Origin of the sequence: Corallococcus sp. EGB, assembly GCF_019968905.1 — a bacterium.
Lineage (GTDB): Bacteria > Myxococcota > Myxococcia > Myxococcales > Myxococcaceae > Corallococcus.
Genome location: NZ_CP079946.1, coordinates 3,347,599 through 3,365,096 on the forward strand (window position 1 = coordinate 3,347,599; position 17,498 = coordinate 3,365,096).

Sequence of the window (17,498 nt, forward strand, 5' to 3'; positions counted from 1 at the left end):
GTAGTGCGTTTCGCGCCGGCGTGGATGTGACGAACCGGTGGACTGCTCTGTGGACTACTCCACGCCGCCCAGCAGGAAGGCGAGCAGCAAGAGCGCGAGCACGCCCGTGGTGATGGCGGCGAAGGTGCGGTCCTTCTGGGCGCGGAAGATGCCCAGGGACAGGGCCACGCGCAGCACGGGCACGGTGATCATCACCAGGAGCCCCGCCATCACGAAGGACTGGCCGCGCACCGCCATGACGCCCTCGAAGACGTCCGTCAGCCGGTGCGGCGCGGCGTCCGGGTCCGTCAGGCGCTGGAGCGCGTCCGGAGACGAGAAGTAGTCCGGGTGGCGGAGGAAGGTCATCACCATGCCGCAGGTGACCAGCGACATGCTCAGCAGCACGCCGCCGCGCAGCAGCTGGCTGATGAGCAGCTCCGGCGTGAGGGGGACCACCTCGTCCGGCGCGGCGGCGGTGGTGGTCACCTCTCGAGGAGACGGAGGTTCAGCGGGCCCGGTCATCCGTGGATCCCCTTGGACAGCATCTCGTAAGACACCCACAGCAGCACGGCGACGAAGAGCATGCGCAGGGAGCCGCTCTTGAGCTTCGTGAGGTAGCGCGAGCCCATGAACGCGCCCAGCGTGACGCCCACGCAGACGGGGCCGGCGATGAACGGATCGATGTCCCCCCGCGCGAAGTAGATGCCCGCGCTGGCCGCCGCCGTGACGCCGATCATGAAGTTGCTGGTGGCGGTGGAGACCTTGATGGGCAGCCCCATGGCCAGGTCCATGGCCGGGACCTTCAGCGCGCCGGAGCCGATGCCCAACAGGCCGCTCACCGTGCCCGCGACGTACATGAGCCCCAGGCCCACGAGCGGCCGGTGCACGCGGTAGGACACCTCGCCGCCGGCGGACACGTCGTAGTAGCTGCCGTGCAGTCCCAGCCGGTCCGCGATGGCGTTGCGCGGCGGCTCCGCGCGGGGGCTGCCGTCCTCGCGCAGCTTGCGCAGCATCGCGAGCGCCGAATAGGCCATCACCGCGCCGAAGAGGAAGTAGAGCGCGCGGCCGCCCACCATGCCCGCGAGCATCGCGCCCGACACGGCGCCCGCCACGGTGGCCAGCTCCAGGAACATGGCCACGCGCATGTTGGCCAGGCCGTCGCGCACGTACGCCGCCGCCGCGCCGCTGGACGTGGCGATGACGGACACGATGGAGGCACCCACCGCGTAGCGGATGTCCACCTTGAGCACGAGCGTGAGGACGGGGATGAGGATGAGGCCACCGCCCAGGCCCAGGAGCGAGCCCAGGAGGCCCGCTCCCACGGAGACACAGAGCACGATGGCGACGAAGTTGAACGGAGTGGCGTCCAAGACGGAGGCCATCTTCCACCCGGCCCTCCCGCTTGCAAGCAGTTCACGCGGAGCCTGACTGGTTGCCCGCTCCGGACCATCCCGCGGTGCGAGGTGCTGCCGGACCCTCAACGTTGCTGGGGTGCGTCGGACGGCTTTCCGTCGTGCGAAGGGGCCTTGTCCGGAGGCTGAGGCAGGGGCCACCCCTGGAACAGCGGCCAGCCCCGGTAGGGATTTCCCTGGGCCGGCTCCTCGGCGGGCTCCGGGGGCTCTTGAGGGTGCTGGCCGGGGTGCGGCGGCGAGCGCAGCAGCACCCACGTCAGCACGATGCACAGAAGGCTCATGACGACGATGCTCCACGCGCGCGTGCGAGGCTCCAGCTCCATCTAGAAGCGCCCCCGCTTGAGCAGGTCGCCCTTGGAGAGCGAACCCAGCAGGCGCCGGCGCCCGTCCACCACGGGCAGCCGCTCCAGCTCCGTGTGGCCGAATCTCGAGGCCACCTCCGACAGCGACAGGTCCGGGGTGATGGCCTGAACGCTGGAGTCCATCACGTCCGCGGCCACGGTGGCCTGGAGCAGCGAGTGGTCCGGCAGGTGCCCCTTGAGCGCGTCCAGGGTGATGACGCCCAGCAGGCGCCCCTCCGCGTCGGTGACATACAGGTCCGCGCCCGCGGGCTGCTCCAGCAGCAGCACCACCACCTCGTCGAAGGTCGCGGACGGAGGCACGCGCTGCGTGGCCGGGGACAGCAGCGAGCGCACCCCTTCCTCCCGCAGCCAGTGCGGCACGGAGTCCGGCACGCGCACGTCGCGCTTCACGAGCACCGACGTGTAGAGCGACTCCGGCTCCAGCCGGCGGCTGACGACGGCGGCCACCACCGCGGCGAGCATCAGCGGGAGGATGAGGTCGTAGTCGCCGGTCATCTCGAAGATCATCAGCACCGCGGACACGGACGCGTGCGTGGTGCCCGCGAGGACCGCGCCCATGCCGAGCAGCGCATAGGCTCCGCTGGGCGCCGCGCCCCCCGGGAGCGCCAGCTCCACCACCCTCCCGAACGCGCCGCCCAGGAGCGCGCCGAAGAAGAGGGACGGGGTGAAGAGCCCGCCCGGCACCCCCGAGCCCGCGCACAGCGACGTCACCACCAGCTTCGCGAGTGGCAGGAGGAGCAGCAGCGCGAAGGGCAGCGTCCCGTGCAGCGCCATGTTCACGGAGTCGTAGCCGTTGCCCATGAGGTACGGCCCCGCGATGGCGGTGGCGCCCACCACCGTCATCGCCACGAGCGGCATGAACGGCGTGAGCCACGACGGCAGCCTGTCCAGCAGGTCCGATGCCAGGTTGATGCCGCGCACGTAGAGCGCGGAGGCCCCGCCCACGAGCACGCCCAGCAGGAGCGCCAGCACCAGCTCGCGCGGGTGGGTGAGGGCGTAGTGGGGGATGACGTAGCTGGGGTGGTCCGCGATGAGCGTGCGCGACACGAGCGTCGCCACCACGCACGACACGACGATGGGACCGAAGAGCTCCAGCGCGAAGCTGCCCAGCAGCACCTCCAGGCCGAAGAGCGCCGCGCCGATGGGGACGTTGTACGCGGACGCGATGCCCGCCGAGGCGCCGCACGCCACCAGCACGCGCGCCTGGCCCGGACCCAGCCGCAGCCACCCGGACAGCGCGGAGCCGCTGGCCGCACCCGTCGAGAGCAGCGCGCCCTCTCGCCCCAGCGGCGCCCCCAGCGCCACCGCGAGGATGGACACGAAGCCGCGCAGGAGCGCGCGAGGGAAGGGCAGCCGGCCGGACTTCACCCAGATGGATTCGATGATGCCCGCGGTGCCGTGGCCGCGCAGGGGCTGGCCCACGATGAGGGACACCAGCGTCACCAGCGCGCCGCCCAGCACCGGCACGAGGAACCGCCGCCAGCCCGGCGACGCGAGCACGCCCTCCAGGAAGTGTTCAGTGCTGCTCTGCCAGAACAGGTGCTGGGTGAAGCGCAGCACCGCGAGCAGCGCCACCGCGCCCAGGCCGGAGATGAGCCCCACGCCCACCACCAGCACCCAGAAGCGCCGCTCCTGCCCCAACAGCCCCCGGAGCACCCGCCGCAGCCAGGGCGAGGGCTCCCCGGTCCTCAGGTCGGGATGTACGGCTCCGGATGCGGGTTCGGGCATGGCCTCCACACCTCTCCAATGTAGGGAGGCGGAGAGGGCCTTCCCGGGGCCGCGCGGAACTTCGCGGAAGGGGCTCGTCCAGCTGCCCACTCTCCGAACGGGCTACCTGACCTCCGGGTGCCTGGCCGGTCGGGCCTGCGTGCTCTTCGCGGGCTGCCGCGTCCCGGAATCACGGGGCGGCGCGTCCGGAGGCGCCTGGCCGGCCGGGTCCGCGCCGAGGCCCAGGTGGACGCCGGGCGGCGGCTTCTTCAGCACGGACTCCGAGCCCGTCGCGGGCTCCGGGGTGTCCGGGGCGAAGCGTTCCGCCAGCTCCGCCGCCGCGTCGCTCAGCTCGCGGTGCGCGACGATGGTGCGGTCCAGCGTCTTGCCCAGCCGGGTCGAGGTGTCGAAGGTCTGCCGTGATTCATCCGAGCCCGGCAGCGAGTCCTGGTACGAGAACGTGAGCGTCGCGTCCCGGCGCAGCGCGTCCAGCAGCCGGGCCAGCTGCTGTTGCAGCTCCGCGTCCTGCTCCGCGCGCGGGCGCTCCAAGAGGCCGCGCGGGCCTCCGAACCAGACGCGCCCCACCTTCCCGAAGCCCTCGTCCGCGGAGGTCAGGGGCAGGTCCTCCATCACGATGAGCGGGTACACGCGGCGCGGGAAGTCCTGGGCATACAGCGCGAAGAGCAGGGTGCCGTCCGCGCGCGGGAACACCGCCGCGGTGCGCGAGCCGAAGGGGAAGAAGGGCGTGGCGGACACCTCCGCGCGCTTCGCCACGCGCGCGCGGGCCAGCGCGTCCAGCGGCGTCGCGCCCTCCAGGGCGCGCTTGGGCGAGCGGCGCAGGTTGTTCATCAGGTCGCGCGCCTGATCAATGCCCACCACCACGTTGAGCGCGCTGCCTCGCGAGTAGCCCGCGTGGTAGACGCCCACCAATTCGAACTCGCCCGTCTTGCAGGAGATGGCCAGCACCGGCGACCCCGAGTTGCCCTGCGACAGGAGCGCGTCGATGACGAAGTCGTCGTGGTACCACTCCTTGTACTCGTCCCGGTCGTAGGCGGAGATGACCTTGCCCATGTTGGTGGCGTTGAAGACGCCCAGCGGGAAGCCGCGCACGTCCACCACGTCGCGCTCGCGCACGGCGGCGCTCTTGCCCACCTTCCACGGCATCACCGTCAGGGATGCCCGGGCCTTGATGACGGCCAGGTCCAGCTGCGGATCCACCACCGCCTTGGCCAGCGGGATGTCGTCGCGGTCGTACTGGTCCCCCTCGTTCTCCACGATGCTCAGGGCGTCCTTCACCCGCTTGCAGCCGCCGGGCACGCCCTCCACCGGGTGCGCGTCGCTGGTGACGTCCGGCCACTCCACCACGTGCTCGTTGGTGAGCAGCAGCGTCTCTCCGCCCTGCTGCCGGTACGCGAACGCGGTGCCGTGCGCCGTCACCGGCGTGCGCGTGCGGCGCACGTTGCCCTCGGCGCCGTAGGACAGGCACTCGTACACGGCGGTGCTGCGCACGCAGTACGTGTACTTCTTCTGCATGGCCTGCTCGAAGGCCCGTGCCTTGGGGGACAGCGCGCTGTAGCTGTCCGCGTACTCGCCCTCGCAGTACGGCGCGGCCGGAGACGCCTCCGCGGGCGGCGTCGTCGAGGAGGGCGCCTCTGCTCCGGAAGCGGCCAGGGACACCGCCACCACCGACAGTCCGACCATCCACCCGACCATGGTGCCTCCCGCGTTGTCGTCGCCTGAGGTGTTGCTAAGGACCGGACCGCCCGCGTGCATCCGTGCGTGCGGGAGGCCAGGCGGATTTCGCGGTGCGAAAAGCCCGCTGTCCGTCAGAAGTGACGGCGAGCGTGTCCATTCCCCAACGGGCAAGCCCCACGCGAGCGCACCCGGTGGGCGCGGGCCTCACCCGTCCAGGTCGTTGAGCGCGTCGGGAGGCAGCGGCGAGGCGCCGGTCACCGTGCCGTCCAGGTCCAGGGGCAGCGTGGAAGGATCCACCTCTGGCGGGGGGCTGTTCTCGAAGGGCGCGGCGAGCGCGGGCCGCGCGCCCCCAGCCCCCGGAGGCGGACGCAGGACGGGCCCCGGCGGAGGCAGCCCCGAGTGCCGCCGCGCGGCCTCCATCAGGGCGTTGTGGTGGCGGTACCGCGCCTCCACGAGCTTGTGGATGAGCAGCGGACCGCCGGGCACGCGGCGCGCGGTGAGGGCCTGGGTGGCCTTGCGCACCGGGTAGCGCACGCGGCGGATCTGCACGCGCCAGCCCTTGGGGGTGAAGGTGAAGACGCCGTAGGCGGGGCGCAGGTCGCCGTCGCGCGGAATCCCCGCGCTGGCCACGTCCGCGATGAGCATCCGGCCCACGCGCCGCCGGTAGGGGAAGTGCAGGTGCCCGAAGGCGCACGCGGCCGCGTCCAGGTGCGTGAAGAAGCGCCGCACCGCGTGGTCGTCCAGCGTGGGGTCCAGCGACTCCTCCAGGTTGCGGGGGTTCGCGTGGCAGATGAACAGGTCCTGCCCCTTGCGCGGCGTGTAGCGCAGGGAGAAGGGCATCTGCCCCAGCTGCTGCAGCAGCGCGTCGCCCAGCTGGTCACGCGTCCAGCGCAAGAGCTCCGTCTTCCAGTGGTCGCGCTCGCGGTACGCGCCGCCCAGGTAGTTCCCGGCGAGGTACGCGTCCGTGTTGCCCATGATGAGCGCGTGGCACTTGCTGAAGAGCAGCTCCACCGTCTCGCGCGGGTGCGCGCCCCGCAGGGCCAGGTCTCCGGCCGCGACGATGTAATCCGGCGCCACCGATTTGGTGATGTCGTCCAGCACGGCCTCGCAGGCCGGAAGGTTCCCGTGAATGTCCGCGAGGATGGCGACCCGCATGGCCGCCCCCATCCTAGCCCGTCGCCGCCGTCGGGCCAGCCGCCGCGGGTAGAAAAATGACAAAGGTACTGCCCGCGTTCGGCTGGCTCTCCACCTTCACCTCGCCGTCCATCGCGCCCATCAGATGCTTCACGATGGAAAGGCCCAGCCCCGTGCCGCCCATGTCCCGGCTGCGCCCCTTGTCCACCCGGTAGAATCGCTCGAAAATCCGGGAAAGATGCTTGGGCTCGATTCCCACGCCTGTGTCGCGCACGCGCACGACGCACCGGCCGCCCTCGTACTCTCCGTCCACGTCCACCCGGCCGCCCGCGGGCGTGTACTTCACCGCGTTGTCGAGCAGGTTGAGGAGCACCTGCTCGATGGCCCGCCCATCCCCCAGGGCCACCAGCCCCGGCGGCACGTGCAGGCCGATCTGTTGGTTCTTGCCCTCGGCCTTGGGGCGCACCCCTTCCGCCGCCCGGGAGACGGCCAGGGCCAGGGGCACCTCCGTGCGCTGGAAGGTCATCTCGCGCGCCTCCAGGCGGGAGAGCTCCAGCAGGTCCTCCACCAGCTCGGAGAGGCGCTCGGACTGGCGGTGGATGATCTCCACCATCTTCGGGGCCACCTGGGTGTCCTGGAGCGCGCCGCCCTGGAGCGTCTCCGCATAGCCGCGGATGGCGGTGATGGGGGTGCGCAGCTCGTGGGAGACGTTGGCCACGAAGTCCTTGCGCACCTTCTCCAGCCGGCGCAGCTCGGTGACGTCGTGGAAGACGGCGGCGCTGCCGGGCAGGTCTCGGCTCACGGGCGTCACGCGCACGGCCAGGGTGCGGGAGAACAGCCCCTCGAGCGTCAGCTCCAGCCGCGTGGAGGCGCCTTCGTGGCAGGCGCGCGCCACCGCGTCATTGAGCGCCTCGTTGCGGATGAGCGCGAGCGGCCGCTGGCCCACGATGGCGCCGTTGGCGGGCCGGAGCATCTCCGCGAGCGCATCGTTGTGGCGCACCACGGTGCCCTCCGCGTCCGTCACCCACAGCCCCTCCGCCATGCCGTCCAGCACGGCGGTGAGGATGCGCGCCTCCTGGTTGAGCGCGGCGGCGCGCATGGACAGCTTGTCGTCCAGCGTGTCGATGGCGTCTTCCAGCTGCGCCAGGTCGTCCGTGCGCTCCAGCTTCGCGGGCGGCGCGACGTCCATGCCCGCCGCCAGCGACTGCGTCTTCTGGGTCAGCGCGCGCAGCTGCCGTTCCATGGCCACGCGGCTGGTCCCCAGGGCCAGCGCGGAGCCGGCCAGCGTGACGAGCCCCGCGGCGAGCGCGCCCGCCGGGTGCCCGAAGACGACGAGCAGCGTCGAGACCAGGACGGGCGGGACGAGCAGCGACAGGAGCGTGAAGCGCAGGGGCATGGCGGCCTCACGGAGGGCTGAGCTTGTAGCCCACGCCGCGCACGGTCTCGATGATGTCGCCCGCGGGGCCCAGCTTCTCGCGCAGGCGCTTGATGTGCGTGTCCACGGTGCGCGTGTGGATCTCCGCCTGGATGCCCCAGACGTCGGACAGCAGCACCTCGCGCGTCTGCACGCGGTCGCTCCTCTCCAGGAGCGTGCGCAGCAGGCGGAACTCCAGCGCGGTGAGGATGACCTCCTCGCCCTTCACCCGCACCTGGTGGCGCGACGTGTCCAGGCTGATGTCACCCGCGGCCAGCACCGCGGCGGGGCCTTCCTCCGCGTCCGCGCGGCGCAGCACCGCCTTCACGCGCAGCAGCAGCTCGCGCACGGAGAAGGGCTTCACCACGTAGTCGTCCGCGCCCAACTCCAGGCCCTGGATGCGGTCCGCCTCCTGGCCCTTGGCGCTGACGATGACGACCGCGGCCTTCTTCATCTCCGGGTCGTTCTTGAGCATGCGCAGGACTTCACCGCCCGCCACGTCCGGCAGCATCAGGTCCAGCAGCACCAGGTCCGGGGGGTGGGCCCGCGCCCGGGCCAGTCCGCCCGCGCCGGTGTTCGCCGTGTCCGTCTCGAAGCCCGCGGCGCGGAGGTTGTAGTCGACGAGTCCGGCCAGGTCCTGCTCGTCCTCGATGATGAGGATGCGCGCCATGAAGGTGCTCCCGCGAAGGGGATGGAATGCGTGGCGTCCCGTAACAGATTCGTTCCGGTGGGCTCGGGACATCCATGTGACATCCATGCGCCAGGCCCGCCTGTCCCCCCACCAGCGCGCCCGGGGGCGGGGGCGGGAGCGGCTGGCCCCGCGACGGCAGGGCGGGCCGCAACCCGAGCCCCCGGACGCAGGGTGCGCCCCGCCAACCCCGGGCAGGGGGGGCGCATCAGATGGAAAGCTACCAGCGCGGTGTTGAATGGATCCACGCGGCACGGCGTGGGAGCCCAACCCGGCGTGTTGACTGACGGGGGGAGTCCCTCTATGTTGCGCGCCCTTTTGCCGGGAAGCCTTGTAGATGGTCGTAAAGATTGAGCAAATCAAAGACGCGGGGCTGAAGCTCGACGAGCCCATCGCTCCCGAGGTCCTCAAGGAGGCCCTCGAAGGCCAGGGGTCCGGCGAGGGCACCGGCTTTCAGGCGACCGCTCCGTCCACGCTCCACGCCACCCTGCGCAAGCTCAGCGGCGGTGTGCTGCTGCAGGGCAGCTTCACCGCCCATGTGGGCGCGCCCTGCAAGCGCTGCCTCACGGACGTGAAGCTGGACCTGCCCGTGTCCTTCACCATCAACTTGGTGCCGGAGTCCCTGGCCCGGGGCGATGACTTCCTGGACGAAGACGAGAAGTCCATGGAGAAGAAGGAACGTGCCCAGGGTGAATCCGCGGGTTCCTTCGAACTGGACGACACGGACGAGCAGGTTTTCGATGGCAAGACGATCGATCTGGATCCGATCGTCCGGGAGCAGGTATTGCTCGCGCTCCCGATGAACGCGGTCTGTCGGGAAGACTGCCAGGGGCTCTGCTCGCAGTGCGGCCAGAACCTCAACGAGAAGAAGTGCGGCTGTGAGCCGAAGGTCGTGGACCCTCGACTGTCGCCGCTGAAGAACATCAAGCTGAACTGACGGTCCCTATGCCCCTCGCAGGTCGCGAGGGGGGACGGGTCCGATGCCGAGGTGAGCCGTGGGAGTTCCCAAGAAGCGGACGTCGAAGATGCGCCGGGACCGTCGTCGGGCCGGCAACAACAACCTGCGGACCCCCGTGCAGGTCATCAAGTGCTCCAAGTGCAAGGAGCCCGTGATGCCGCACCGCGCCTGCGCGGCCTGTGGCAACTACGGTGGCCGTGAGGTCATCGCGACCGCCGCGGAGTAGTTGAAAGCGGAAGGCTGCCGGTGCGGCTCGTCCTCGACGCGATGGGTGGCGACCACGCCCCCGACGCCGTCGTGGACGGAGGCGTGCTGTTCGCGCGAGCGTATCCCGGGCACGAGCTCGTGCTGGTCGGGGACGCCACGCGTGTACGCCCCGTCCTGGAGCGAGCCGGCGCGCCTCCCAACATCCACCTCCACCACGCGTCCGAAGTGGTGGAGATGGACGACCCCGCGACCGCCGCGTTCCGGCGCAAGCGGGACTCCTCGCTCCGGGTGGGCTTCGAGCTCGTCCGGCAGGGGGAGGCGTCCGCCCTCGTGTCGGCGGGCAACTCCGGCGCGGTGATGGCCGGTGGCATGTTGACGCTCGGCCGGATCCCCGGCGTGGAGCGTCCGGCCATCGCGGCCCTGTTTCCGGCCCTCAAGGGCGAAGGCCGCTGTCTCCTCCTGGACGCCGGCGCCAACGTGGACTGCCGCCCCTCGCACCTGGCCCAGTTCGCCGTGCTCGGCGAGGCCTATTCGCGCACGCGCCTGGGCGTGAAGCGCCCCCGGGTGGCGGTGCTCTCCAACGGCGAGGAGGACTCCAAGGGGACGCAGCTCACGCGCGACGCGAGCGCGCTCCTGCGCCGCTCGGACCTGGAATTCGTGGGCTACGTGGAGGGCAAGGACCTGTTCTCCGGCGACGTGGAGGTCGTCGTGACGGACGGCTTCACCGGCAACATCGTCCTCAAGACGTCCGAGGGCGTGGGCATGGGCATCACCGGCCTCTTGCGCTCCGCCATCGAGAAGCGCGGCGGCCTGCCGGAGAAGCTGGGCGCGCTGTTGCTCAAGCCCACCCTCGCGGGGCTGCGCCGCGTCATGGACTACGCCGAATACGGCGGCGCGCCGCTCCTGGGACTGCAGGGGGTGGGCATCGTCGCGCACGGCCGCTCCTCTCCCCGCGCCATCCACAACGCGCTCGTCACCGCGCTGCAGCATGTGCGAGCGGGCGTGCAGGAAGAGCTGACGCGCTGCATCGCCAACGCCGCCGCCTGGCTTCCTCCCCACCAGCGGGGAAGGAAGGCGGACGGAGACGACGGGGCCGATTAGAGCGCGCCGCCCGGGCGTTGGACTCCGACGAATCCGGAGGGCTCGTGGCACGCACGCACATCATTGGAACCGGTTCCTATGCCCCCTCGCAGGTCCTCACCAACCAGGACCTGGAGCGCCTGGTGGACACGAACGACGCGTGGATCCGCGAGCGCACCGGCATCCAGGAGCGCCGGCAGGCCGCCCCGGACGAGGCGACGAGCGACCTGGCCGTGAGCGCCGCGCGCAACGCCCTGGAGATGGCGGGGATGGCGCCCGGAGACCTGGACCTCATCGTCGTGGGCACCGTCACCGCGGACATGCCCATGCCGTCCTGCGCCGCGCTGGTGCAGTCGAAGCTGGGGGCGAAGCGCGCCTTCGCCTTCGACGTGTCCGCCGCGTGCGCCGGCGGGCTGTACGCGCTCAGCGTGGCGGACCAGTTCGTGCGCTCGGGGCAGGTGAGGCGCGCGCTCGTCGTGGGCGCGGACCTGCTCACCCGCGCGGTGGACTGGACGGACCGGAACACCTGCATCCTCTTCGGGGACGGCGCGGGCGCCCTGGTGCTGGCCGCTGCCCCGGACGTGGAGGACGACGCCATGGCGCCGCGCGGCATCCTCTCCACCCACCTGCGCACCGACGGCGACTTCGCCAACCTCCTCTGCATCCCCGCGGGCGGCTCGCGCACCCCCGTCACCTCGGACAACGTGGATGCAAATCTTCACAAGCTCAAGATGAACGGGAAGGAGGTGTTCCGCTTCGCGGTGCGTGCGCTGGTGGAATCCACCCGGGCTTCATTGGGGGCCCACGGGTTGTCCACGACGCAGGTGGACCATGTCATCGCCCATCAGGCGAACCTGCGAATCCTGGAAGCGGTGATGGAGCGGCTGGAGATTCCCAAGGAAAAATGCTGGCTCAACCTGCACAAGTACGGCAACACGTCGTCCGCCTCGCTGCCCATGTCGCTGGACGAGGCGCAGCGCGCCGGCCGCCTCAAGCGCGGGGATGTCATCGCGATGATGGCCATTGGCGCGGGGATGGCGTGGGGCAGCGCGGTGGTGCGCTGGTAGGCAGGACGACACAAGGAAGGACCGCAACATGGCGAAGGTCGCGTTCGTGTTTCCCGGGCAGGGCAGTCAGGCCGTGGGGATGGGCAAGGACCTCTATGAGCAGTTCCCGGAAGCGCGGGCCGTCTTCGACGCCGTGGACGACGCGCTGCACGAGAAGCTCTCCACCACCTGCTTCGAGGGCCCGGAAGAGGCGCTGAAGCTCACCGCCACCACCCAGCCGGCCATCCTCACGGTGTCCGCCGCGGTGCACGCGGTGTTCCAGAAGCGCGGCCCGGCCCCGGCGTTCGTCGCGGGCCACTCGCTGGGCGAGTACTCCGCGCTGGTGGCCGCGGGCGCCATGGGCCTCCAGGACGCGGCGCGGGCGGTGCGCGCGCGCGGCACCTTCATGCAGGAGGCGGTGCCCGTGGGCACGGGCGGCATGGCCGTCATCCTGGGCCTCACCCCGGACGCGGTGAAGGCCGCCTGCGACGCCGCGGCGCAAGGGCAGGTCGTCGCGCCGGCCAACTACAACTCGCCCGAGCAGACGGTCATCGCGGGCCACGCGGCCGCGGTGGAGCGCGCGGGCGCGAAGTGCAAGGAAGCCGGGGCCAAGCGCGTGATGCCGCTGCCCGTCTCCGCCCCCTTCCACTGCGCGCTGATGGACCCCGTCAAGCCGCGCCTCGCGGAGGTGCTGTCGGGCGTGCGCATCCAGGCGCCGTCCGTGCCGGTGGTGAGCAACGTGGAGGCGAAGCCGAACGCGGCCGCCGCCCGCGTGGTGCCGCTGCTCCTGGAGCAGGTGAGCGCGCCGGTGCGCTGGATTGAATGCGTGGAGTCGCTCAAGGCGAACGGCGTCACGCATGTGGTGGAGCTGGGGCCGGGCAAGGTGCTGGGCGGCCTCATCAAGCGCATCACCAAGGACATCGAATCGTTCAACGTCGAGAACGCCGCGACCCTGGAGAAGGTGCTCGCCGCGCTGGGGGCAGCATGAGCGGTTTCAAGGACAAGGTGGTGCTGGTGACGGGTGGCTCGCGCGGCATCGGCCGGGCGTGCGCGCAGGCCTTCGCGAAGGCGGGCGCGTCCACCGTGGTCATCAGCTACGTGGGCAACGAGGCCGCCGCGCAGGAGACGGTGGCCCTGCTCCAGCAGGCGGGCGCCAAGGCGGAGGCCGTGAAGTTCGACCTGGCGGACACCGCCGCGTGCGCGAGCGCCATCGACGGCATCGTCAAGGCGCACGGCCGGCTGGACGTGCTCGTGAACAACGCGGGCATGGCCATTGACGGCCTGGTGATGCGCGTCAAGGACGAGGACTGGGACCGGCAGCTGGACACCAACCTCCGGGGCGCCTTCGCGCTCATCCGCGCCGCCAGCCGGCCCATGATGAAGCAGCGCGCCGGGGCCATCATCAACATCACCTCCGTGGTGGGGGAGATGGGCAACCCGGGCCAGGCCGCCTACTCGGCCGCCAAGGCGGGGCTCATCGGCCTGACCAAGTCCGTGGCCCGGGAGCTGGCCACCCGGAGCATCCGCGTCAATGCCGTGTCCCCCGGGTTCATCGGGACGGACATGACGTCGCACCTCGACGACGAGCTGCGGCAGAAGATGCTGGGCGGCATCGCGCTGGGCCGCCTGGGCAACCCGGAGGAGGTCGCCGGGGCCGTGGTCTTCCTCGCGAGTGATGCGGCGTCCTACATCACCGGCGAGGTCCTGAAGGTCAACGGCGGCATGTACATGTAAGCCAAGGTTGGATTGCCGCCGGGCGTGGGATATACCGCGCCCGCCTTGAAGACGGCCCGCGAATCAAACGGCGGGCCCCATCTGGAGCTGGAGGGTTCCGTACGTATGTCCACCACCGCAACCGACGTGGAAACCAAGATCAAGTCCATCATCGCCGACCAGCTCGGTGTGGGTGAGGATGAGATCAAGCCCGAGTCGTCCTTCATTGAAGACCTGGGCGCGGACAGCCTCGACATCGTCGAGCTGGTCATGGCGATGGAAGAGGAGTTCGAGGTCGAGATTCCGGACGACGAGGCGGAGAACATCAAGACCGTCGGCGACGCCGTGAACTACGTGAAGACCCACAAGAAGTAGGCAGTCGCGACACCCGGATGTCCGGGGCACTGGGGGAGCGTCCTCACCGGCGCTTCCGCGCCCCATCGCGGTCAGCGGAGAAGAACAGTGTCAAACCGTCGAGTCGTCATCACCGGCACCGGCCTGATTTCAGCGCTGGGCACCGGCACCGAGAAGAACTGGCAGTCGATGCTGGCCGGTCAATCCGGTATCGGTACGATCACCCGTTTCGAACTGGGGAAGCTCGACGCGCGCATCGCGGGCGAGGTGAAGGACTTCGAGCCCGAGCAGTTCATCGACAGGCGCGAAGTGCGCCGGATGGACCTGTTCGCCCAGTACGCGATGGCCGCCGCCGACATGGCGGTGAAGGAGTCGGGCCTGCCCATCGGCCCGGACGCCCCCCATGGCTACATCCCGGAGCGCGTGGGCGTCATCGTGGGCTCCGGCATCGGGGGCATCTCCTCGCTGGAGGAGCAGCACCGCAAGGGGCTGGAGAAGGGGTTCGACCGTTTGTCGCCCTTCTTCATCATCCAGATGATCGTCAACATGGCGCCTGGGCTCATCTCCATGCGCTACAACTGCAAGGGCCCCAACTGGGCCCCGGTGTCGGCCTGCGCCACCAGCGCCCACGCCATTGGCGAGGCCTGGAAGTCCATCCGCCTGGGTGAGACGGACGCGGCCATCGCCGGCGGCGCGGAGGCGGCCATCACGCCCCTGGGCATGGGCGGCTTCTCCGTGATGAAGGCCCTGTCCACGCGCAACGACGACCCGCAGCGCGCCAGCCGCCCCTTCGACAAGGAGCGCGACGGCTTCGTGATGGGCGAGGGCGCGGGCATCGTGGTGCTGGAGGAGCTGGAGTCCGCGAAGAGGCGCGGCGCCAGGATCCTGGCGGAGGTGGTGGGGTACGGGGCCAACTCGGACGCGTACCACGTCACCCAGCCGGCGCCGGAGGGCGAGGGCGCGGCGCGCTGCATGCGCCTGGCGCTGGACTCCGCGGGCATGCGGCCGGACCAGGTGGGCTACGTGAACGCCCACGGCACGTCCACGCCGTTCAACGACGCCAACGAGACCAAGGCGCTGAAGGCCGTGTTCGGCGAGCACGCGCGCAAGCTGATGGTGTCGTCCACCAAGTCCATGACGGGCCACATGCTCGGCGCGGCGGGTGGCGCGGAGGCGGTGGTGAGCGTGAAGGTGCTCACAGAGAACAAGGTTCCGCCCACCATCAACCTGACGTCGCCGGACCCGGACTGCGACCTGGACTACGTGCCCAACACGGCGCGTGACGCCCGGGTGGACGCGGTGATGAGCAACTCGTTCGGCTTCGGCGGCACCAACGCGGTGCTGGTGTTCAAGCGCTTCACCTGACGGCCCTTCCGGCCCGCTGCTTCCGCAGGACGGGAGCGGCGGGCAGGGGGCCTCCTTCCCGGCCCCGCCCACGGGCGTGGGCCCCTCCTTCCGGAGTCCGGCCGTGAAAGTCATCCTCGCCTCCGACCACGCGGGCATCGAGCTGCGCCAGGAGCTGGTGGCGCTCCTGAAGGAGCGTGGCACCGAGCACCAGGACCTGGGCCCCCAGACGCGCGAGTCCGTGGACTACCCGGACTTCGCCTCGCAGGTGGCCCGCCAGGTGGTGGCGGAGGCGGGCACGTTGGGCGTGCTGGTGTGCGGCACCGGCATCGGGATGAGCATCGTGGCCAACAAGCACCGGGGCATCCGGGCGGCCCTGTGCACCTCCGAATTCGAGGCGCGGATGACCCGCGCGCACAACGACGCCAACGTGTTGTGCCTGGGCCAGCGCGTGGTGGGCGCGGGCGTGGCGCGCGGCATCCTGGAGGCCTTCCTCTCCACCGCCTTCGAGGGCGGCCGCCACGAGAAGCGCGTCCAGAAGATTCGCGACCTCGAGGCCCAGCAGCGCTGAAGGCCGTTGAGGCGTCCCCTCGCAGTTCCCCTTCGTTCGCAGGCCAGGAGGCAACCCCATGGAGAACACCCGCACGCTGTCCCAGGTGGATCCTGAAATCGCCCAGGTGCTCCGGCACGAGACGGAGCGTCAGGAGGAGGGGCTGGAGCTCATCGCCTCGGAGAACTTCGTCAGCCCGGCGGTGATGGAGGCGGTGGGCTCCGTGCTCACCAACAAGTACGCGGAAGGCTACCCCGGCAAGCGCTACTACGGCGGCTGCGAGGTGGTGGACGTGGCGGAGAACCTGGCCATCGCCCGCGCGAAGGAGCTGTTCGGCGCGGACGCGGTGAACGTGCAGGCGCACTCCGGCAGCCAGGCCAACATGGGCGCCTTCATGGCGCTGATGAAGCCGGGCGACACCATGCTGTCGCTGGACCTGAACTCCGGCGGCCACCTGACCCACGGCGCGTCGTTCAACTTCTCCGGCAAGCTCTACAAGGTCGTCCACTACGGCCTGTCCCGCGACACGGAGACCATCGACTTCGCGCAGGTGGAGTCGCTGGCCCTGGAGCACAAGCCCAAGGTGCTGGTGGTGGGCGCGAGCGCGTACCCGCGCACGCTCGACTTCGCGAAGTTCCGGGAGATCGCCGACAAGGCGGGCGCCGCCATGCTGGTGGACATGGCCCACATCGCGGGCCTGGTGGCCGCGGGCGTGCACCCGTCGCCGGTGCCCTTCGCCGAAATCGTCACCACCACCACGCACAAGACGCTGCGCGGCCCGCGCGGCGGCATGGTGCTGTCGCGCGAGGCGTACGCGAAGACCCTCAACAGCCAGATCTTCCCCGGCATCCAGGGCGGCCCGCTGATGCACGCCATCGCGGGCAAGGCGGTGGCCCTCAAGGAGGCGCTGTCGCCGGAGTTCAAGGCGTACCAGAAGCAGATTGTCGCCAACGCGCAGGCGCTGGCGGAGGCGCTGAAGTCCGCGGGCCTGCGGCTGTGCTCGGGCGGCACGGACAACCACCTGATGCTGGTGGACCTGCGCGCCAAGAAGCTCACCGGCAAGGTGGCCGAGGACGTGCTGGGCAAGGCGGGCATCACGGTCAACAAGAACATGATCCCCTTCGACCCGGAGAAGCCCACGACGACCTCCGGCATCCGGGTGGGCACCCCGGCCATCACCACGCGCGGCATGCGCGAGGCGGAGATGGCGGTGGTGGGCCGGCTCATCGGCCAGGCGCTGGACGCCGCGCAGGACGACGCGGCGCTCGCGCGGGTGAAGGGGCAGGTGAAGGAGCTGGCCCAGGGCTTCCCGCTGTACGCCTCGCGCCTCAAGTAAGCCGCCCGTGCGCTGCCCCCTTCTGCCAGGACCCGGAGAACAAGGTCATCGACTCGCGCGAGTCGCACGAGGGCTCCGTCATCCGGCGGCGCCGCGAGTGCCTGACCTGCAAGCGCCGCTTCACCACGTACGAGCGGGTGGAGGAGCTCTACCCGCTCATCGTGAAGAAGGACGGGCGGCGCGAGGCCTTCGACCGCGAGAAGATCCTCAACGGCCTGAAGAAGGCGTGCGAGAAGCGCCCGGTGTCCGCCGCGCAGCTGGAGGCGACGGTGGAGGACATCGAGCGGCTGCTCCAGGGGATGGGGGAGAAGGAGGTGCCCTCCTCATCCATTGGCGAGCACGTGATGCGGCGGTTACAGCAACTGGACGAGGTGGCGTACGTGCGCTTCGCGTCCGTGTACCGAAGCTTCCGCGACATCTCCGAGTTCATGCACGAGCTGAAGGACCTGCTCGAGGACCAGGAGCGTGAGCGCAAGGCGAAGCCGCCTGTGACTCCGCCCAAGGACGGTTAGGAAGGGC

General features: G+C 70.6%; 18 protein-coding genes and 1 pseudogene. 11 read left to right on the forward strand and 8 right to left on the reverse strand.

The features are described 5' to 3' along the window. Positions 1-54: 54 nt before the first annotated feature. The 8 genes from KYK13_RS14015 to KYK13_RS14050 form a co-directional block, all read right to left on the reverse strand. Positions 55-465 (reverse strand): DUF1634 domain-containing protein, encoded by a 411-nt coding sequence (locus KYK13_RS14015; protein WP_223644906.1) that lies wholly within the window; start codon positions 463-465, stop codon positions 55-57. Between the two features lie 32 nt (positions 466-497). Then, positions 498-1,361: a sulfite exporter TauE/SafE family protein gene (locus KYK13_RS14020; protein ID WP_223644908.1), complete on the reverse strand. Its 864-nt coding sequence runs from the start codon at positions 1,359-1,361 to the stop codon at positions 498-500. A 95-nt stretch (positions 1,362-1,456) separates the two neighbouring features. Then, positions 1,457-1,672 (reverse strand): hypothetical protein, encoded by a 216-nt coding sequence (locus tag KYK13_RS14025; protein WP_223644910.1) that lies wholly within the window; start codon positions 1,670-1,672, stop codon positions 1,457-1,459. A gap of 42 nt (positions 1,673-1,714) precedes the next feature. Then, a complete protein-coding gene (locus tag KYK13_RS14030) occupies positions 1,715-3,481 on the reverse strand; it encodes a chloride channel protein (protein WP_223644912.1) in 1,767 nt (588 codons plus the stop codon). A 102-nt stretch (positions 3,482-3,583) separates the two neighbouring features. Beyond that, the gene (locus KYK13_RS14035; RefSeq protein ID WP_223644914.1) at positions 3,584-5,173 is read right to left on the reverse strand and encodes a S1C family serine protease; all 1,590 of its coding nucleotides are present in this window, start codon (positions 5,171-5,173) and stop codon (positions 3,584-3,586) included. 186 nt (positions 5,174-5,359) lie between these two features. Then, positions 5,360-6,310 (reverse strand): metallophosphoesterase, encoded by a 951-nt coding sequence (locus KYK13_RS14040; protein WP_223644916.1) that lies wholly within the window; start codon positions 6,308-6,310, stop codon positions 5,360-5,362. Positions 6,311-6,323: 13 nt separating this feature from the next. Beyond that, positions 6,324-7,685: a cell wall metabolism sensor histidine kinase WalK gene (locus KYK13_RS14045; RefSeq protein WP_223644918.1), complete on the reverse strand. Its 1,362-nt coding sequence runs from the start codon at positions 7,683-7,685 to the stop codon at positions 6,324-6,326. Between the two features lie 7 nt (positions 7,686-7,692). Then, on the reverse strand, positions 7,693-8,373 hold the full coding sequence (locus tag KYK13_RS14050) for a response regulator (RefSeq protein WP_223644920.1): 681 nt from the start codon (positions 8,371-8,373) through the stop codon (positions 7,693-7,695). Between the two features lie 355 nt (positions 8,374-8,728). Here KYK13_RS14050 and KYK13_RS14055 point away from each other — a divergent pair, with 355 nt between their 5' ends. The 11 genes and pseudogenes from KYK13_RS14055 to nrdR form a co-directional block, all read left to right on the forward strand. Beyond that, a complete protein-coding gene (locus KYK13_RS14055) occupies positions 8,729-9,328 on the forward strand; it encodes a DUF177 domain-containing protein (RefSeq protein ID WP_223644922.1) in 600 nt (199 codons plus the stop codon). A gap of 58 nt (positions 9,329-9,386) precedes the next feature. Then, positions 9,387-9,575, forward strand: a complete 189-nt coding sequence (gene rpmF / locus KYK13_RS14060) for a 50S ribosomal protein L32 (RefSeq protein ID WP_014395447.1) — start codon at positions 9,387-9,389, stop codon at positions 9,573-9,575. 20 nt (positions 9,576-9,595) lie between these two features. Beyond that, positions 9,596-10,657 carry a phosphate acyltransferase PlsX gene (gene plsX, locus KYK13_RS14065; RefSeq protein ID WP_223644924.1) on the forward strand — a complete coding sequence of 354 codons (1,062 nt, stop codon included), beginning with the start codon at positions 9,596-9,598 and terminating at the stop codon, positions 10,655-10,657. A gap of 44 nt (positions 10,658-10,701) precedes the next feature. Then, the gene (locus tag KYK13_RS14070) at positions 10,702-11,703 is read left to right on the forward strand and encodes a beta-ketoacyl-ACP synthase III (RefSeq protein WP_223644926.1); all 1,002 of its coding nucleotides are present in this window, start codon (positions 10,702-10,704) and stop codon (positions 11,701-11,703) included. Between the two features lie 28 nt (positions 11,704-11,731). Next, positions 11,732-12,670, forward strand: coding sequence for an ACP S-malonyltransferase (gene fabD, locus KYK13_RS14075; RefSeq protein ID WP_223644927.1), 939 nt, complete (start codon positions 11,732-11,734; stop codon positions 12,668-12,670). After that, positions 12,667-13,416 (forward strand): 3-oxoacyl-[acyl-carrier-protein] reductase, encoded by a 750-nt coding sequence (gene fabG, locus KYK13_RS14080; protein ID WP_223644929.1) that lies wholly within the window; start codon positions 12,667-12,669, stop codon positions 13,414-13,416. Before fabD ends, fabG begins: the two co-directional genes overlap by 4 nt. A 105-nt stretch (positions 13,417-13,521) precedes the next feature. Next, positions 13,522-13,770, forward strand: a complete 249-nt coding sequence (gene acpP / locus KYK13_RS14085; RefSeq protein ID WP_014395452.1) for an acyl carrier protein — start codon at positions 13,522-13,524, stop codon at positions 13,768-13,770. An 87-nt stretch (positions 13,771-13,857) separates the two neighbouring features. Beyond that, entirely contained in the window at positions 13,858-15,114 is a 1,257-nt protein-coding gene (gene fabF, locus KYK13_RS14090; protein ID WP_223644931.1) for a beta-ketoacyl-ACP synthase II, read from the forward strand. 103 nt (positions 15,115-15,217) lie between these two features. Then, entirely contained in the window at positions 15,218-15,664 is a 447-nt protein-coding gene (gene rpiB / locus KYK13_RS14095) for a ribose 5-phosphate isomerase B (RefSeq protein WP_223644933.1), read from the forward strand. A 58-nt stretch (positions 15,665-15,722) separates the two neighbouring features. Then, complete coding sequence (gene glyA / locus KYK13_RS14100; protein WP_223644935.1) at positions 15,723-16,979, forward strand: serine hydroxymethyltransferase; 1,257 nt, start codon at positions 15,723-15,725, stop codon at positions 16,977-16,979. A gap of 17 nt (positions 16,980-16,996) precedes the next feature. Next, positions 16,997-17,491, forward strand: a pseudogene (nrdR, locus tag KYK13_RS14105) (transcriptional regulator NrdR); the annotation flags it as partial. Positions 17,492-17,498 lie beyond the last annotated feature (7 nt).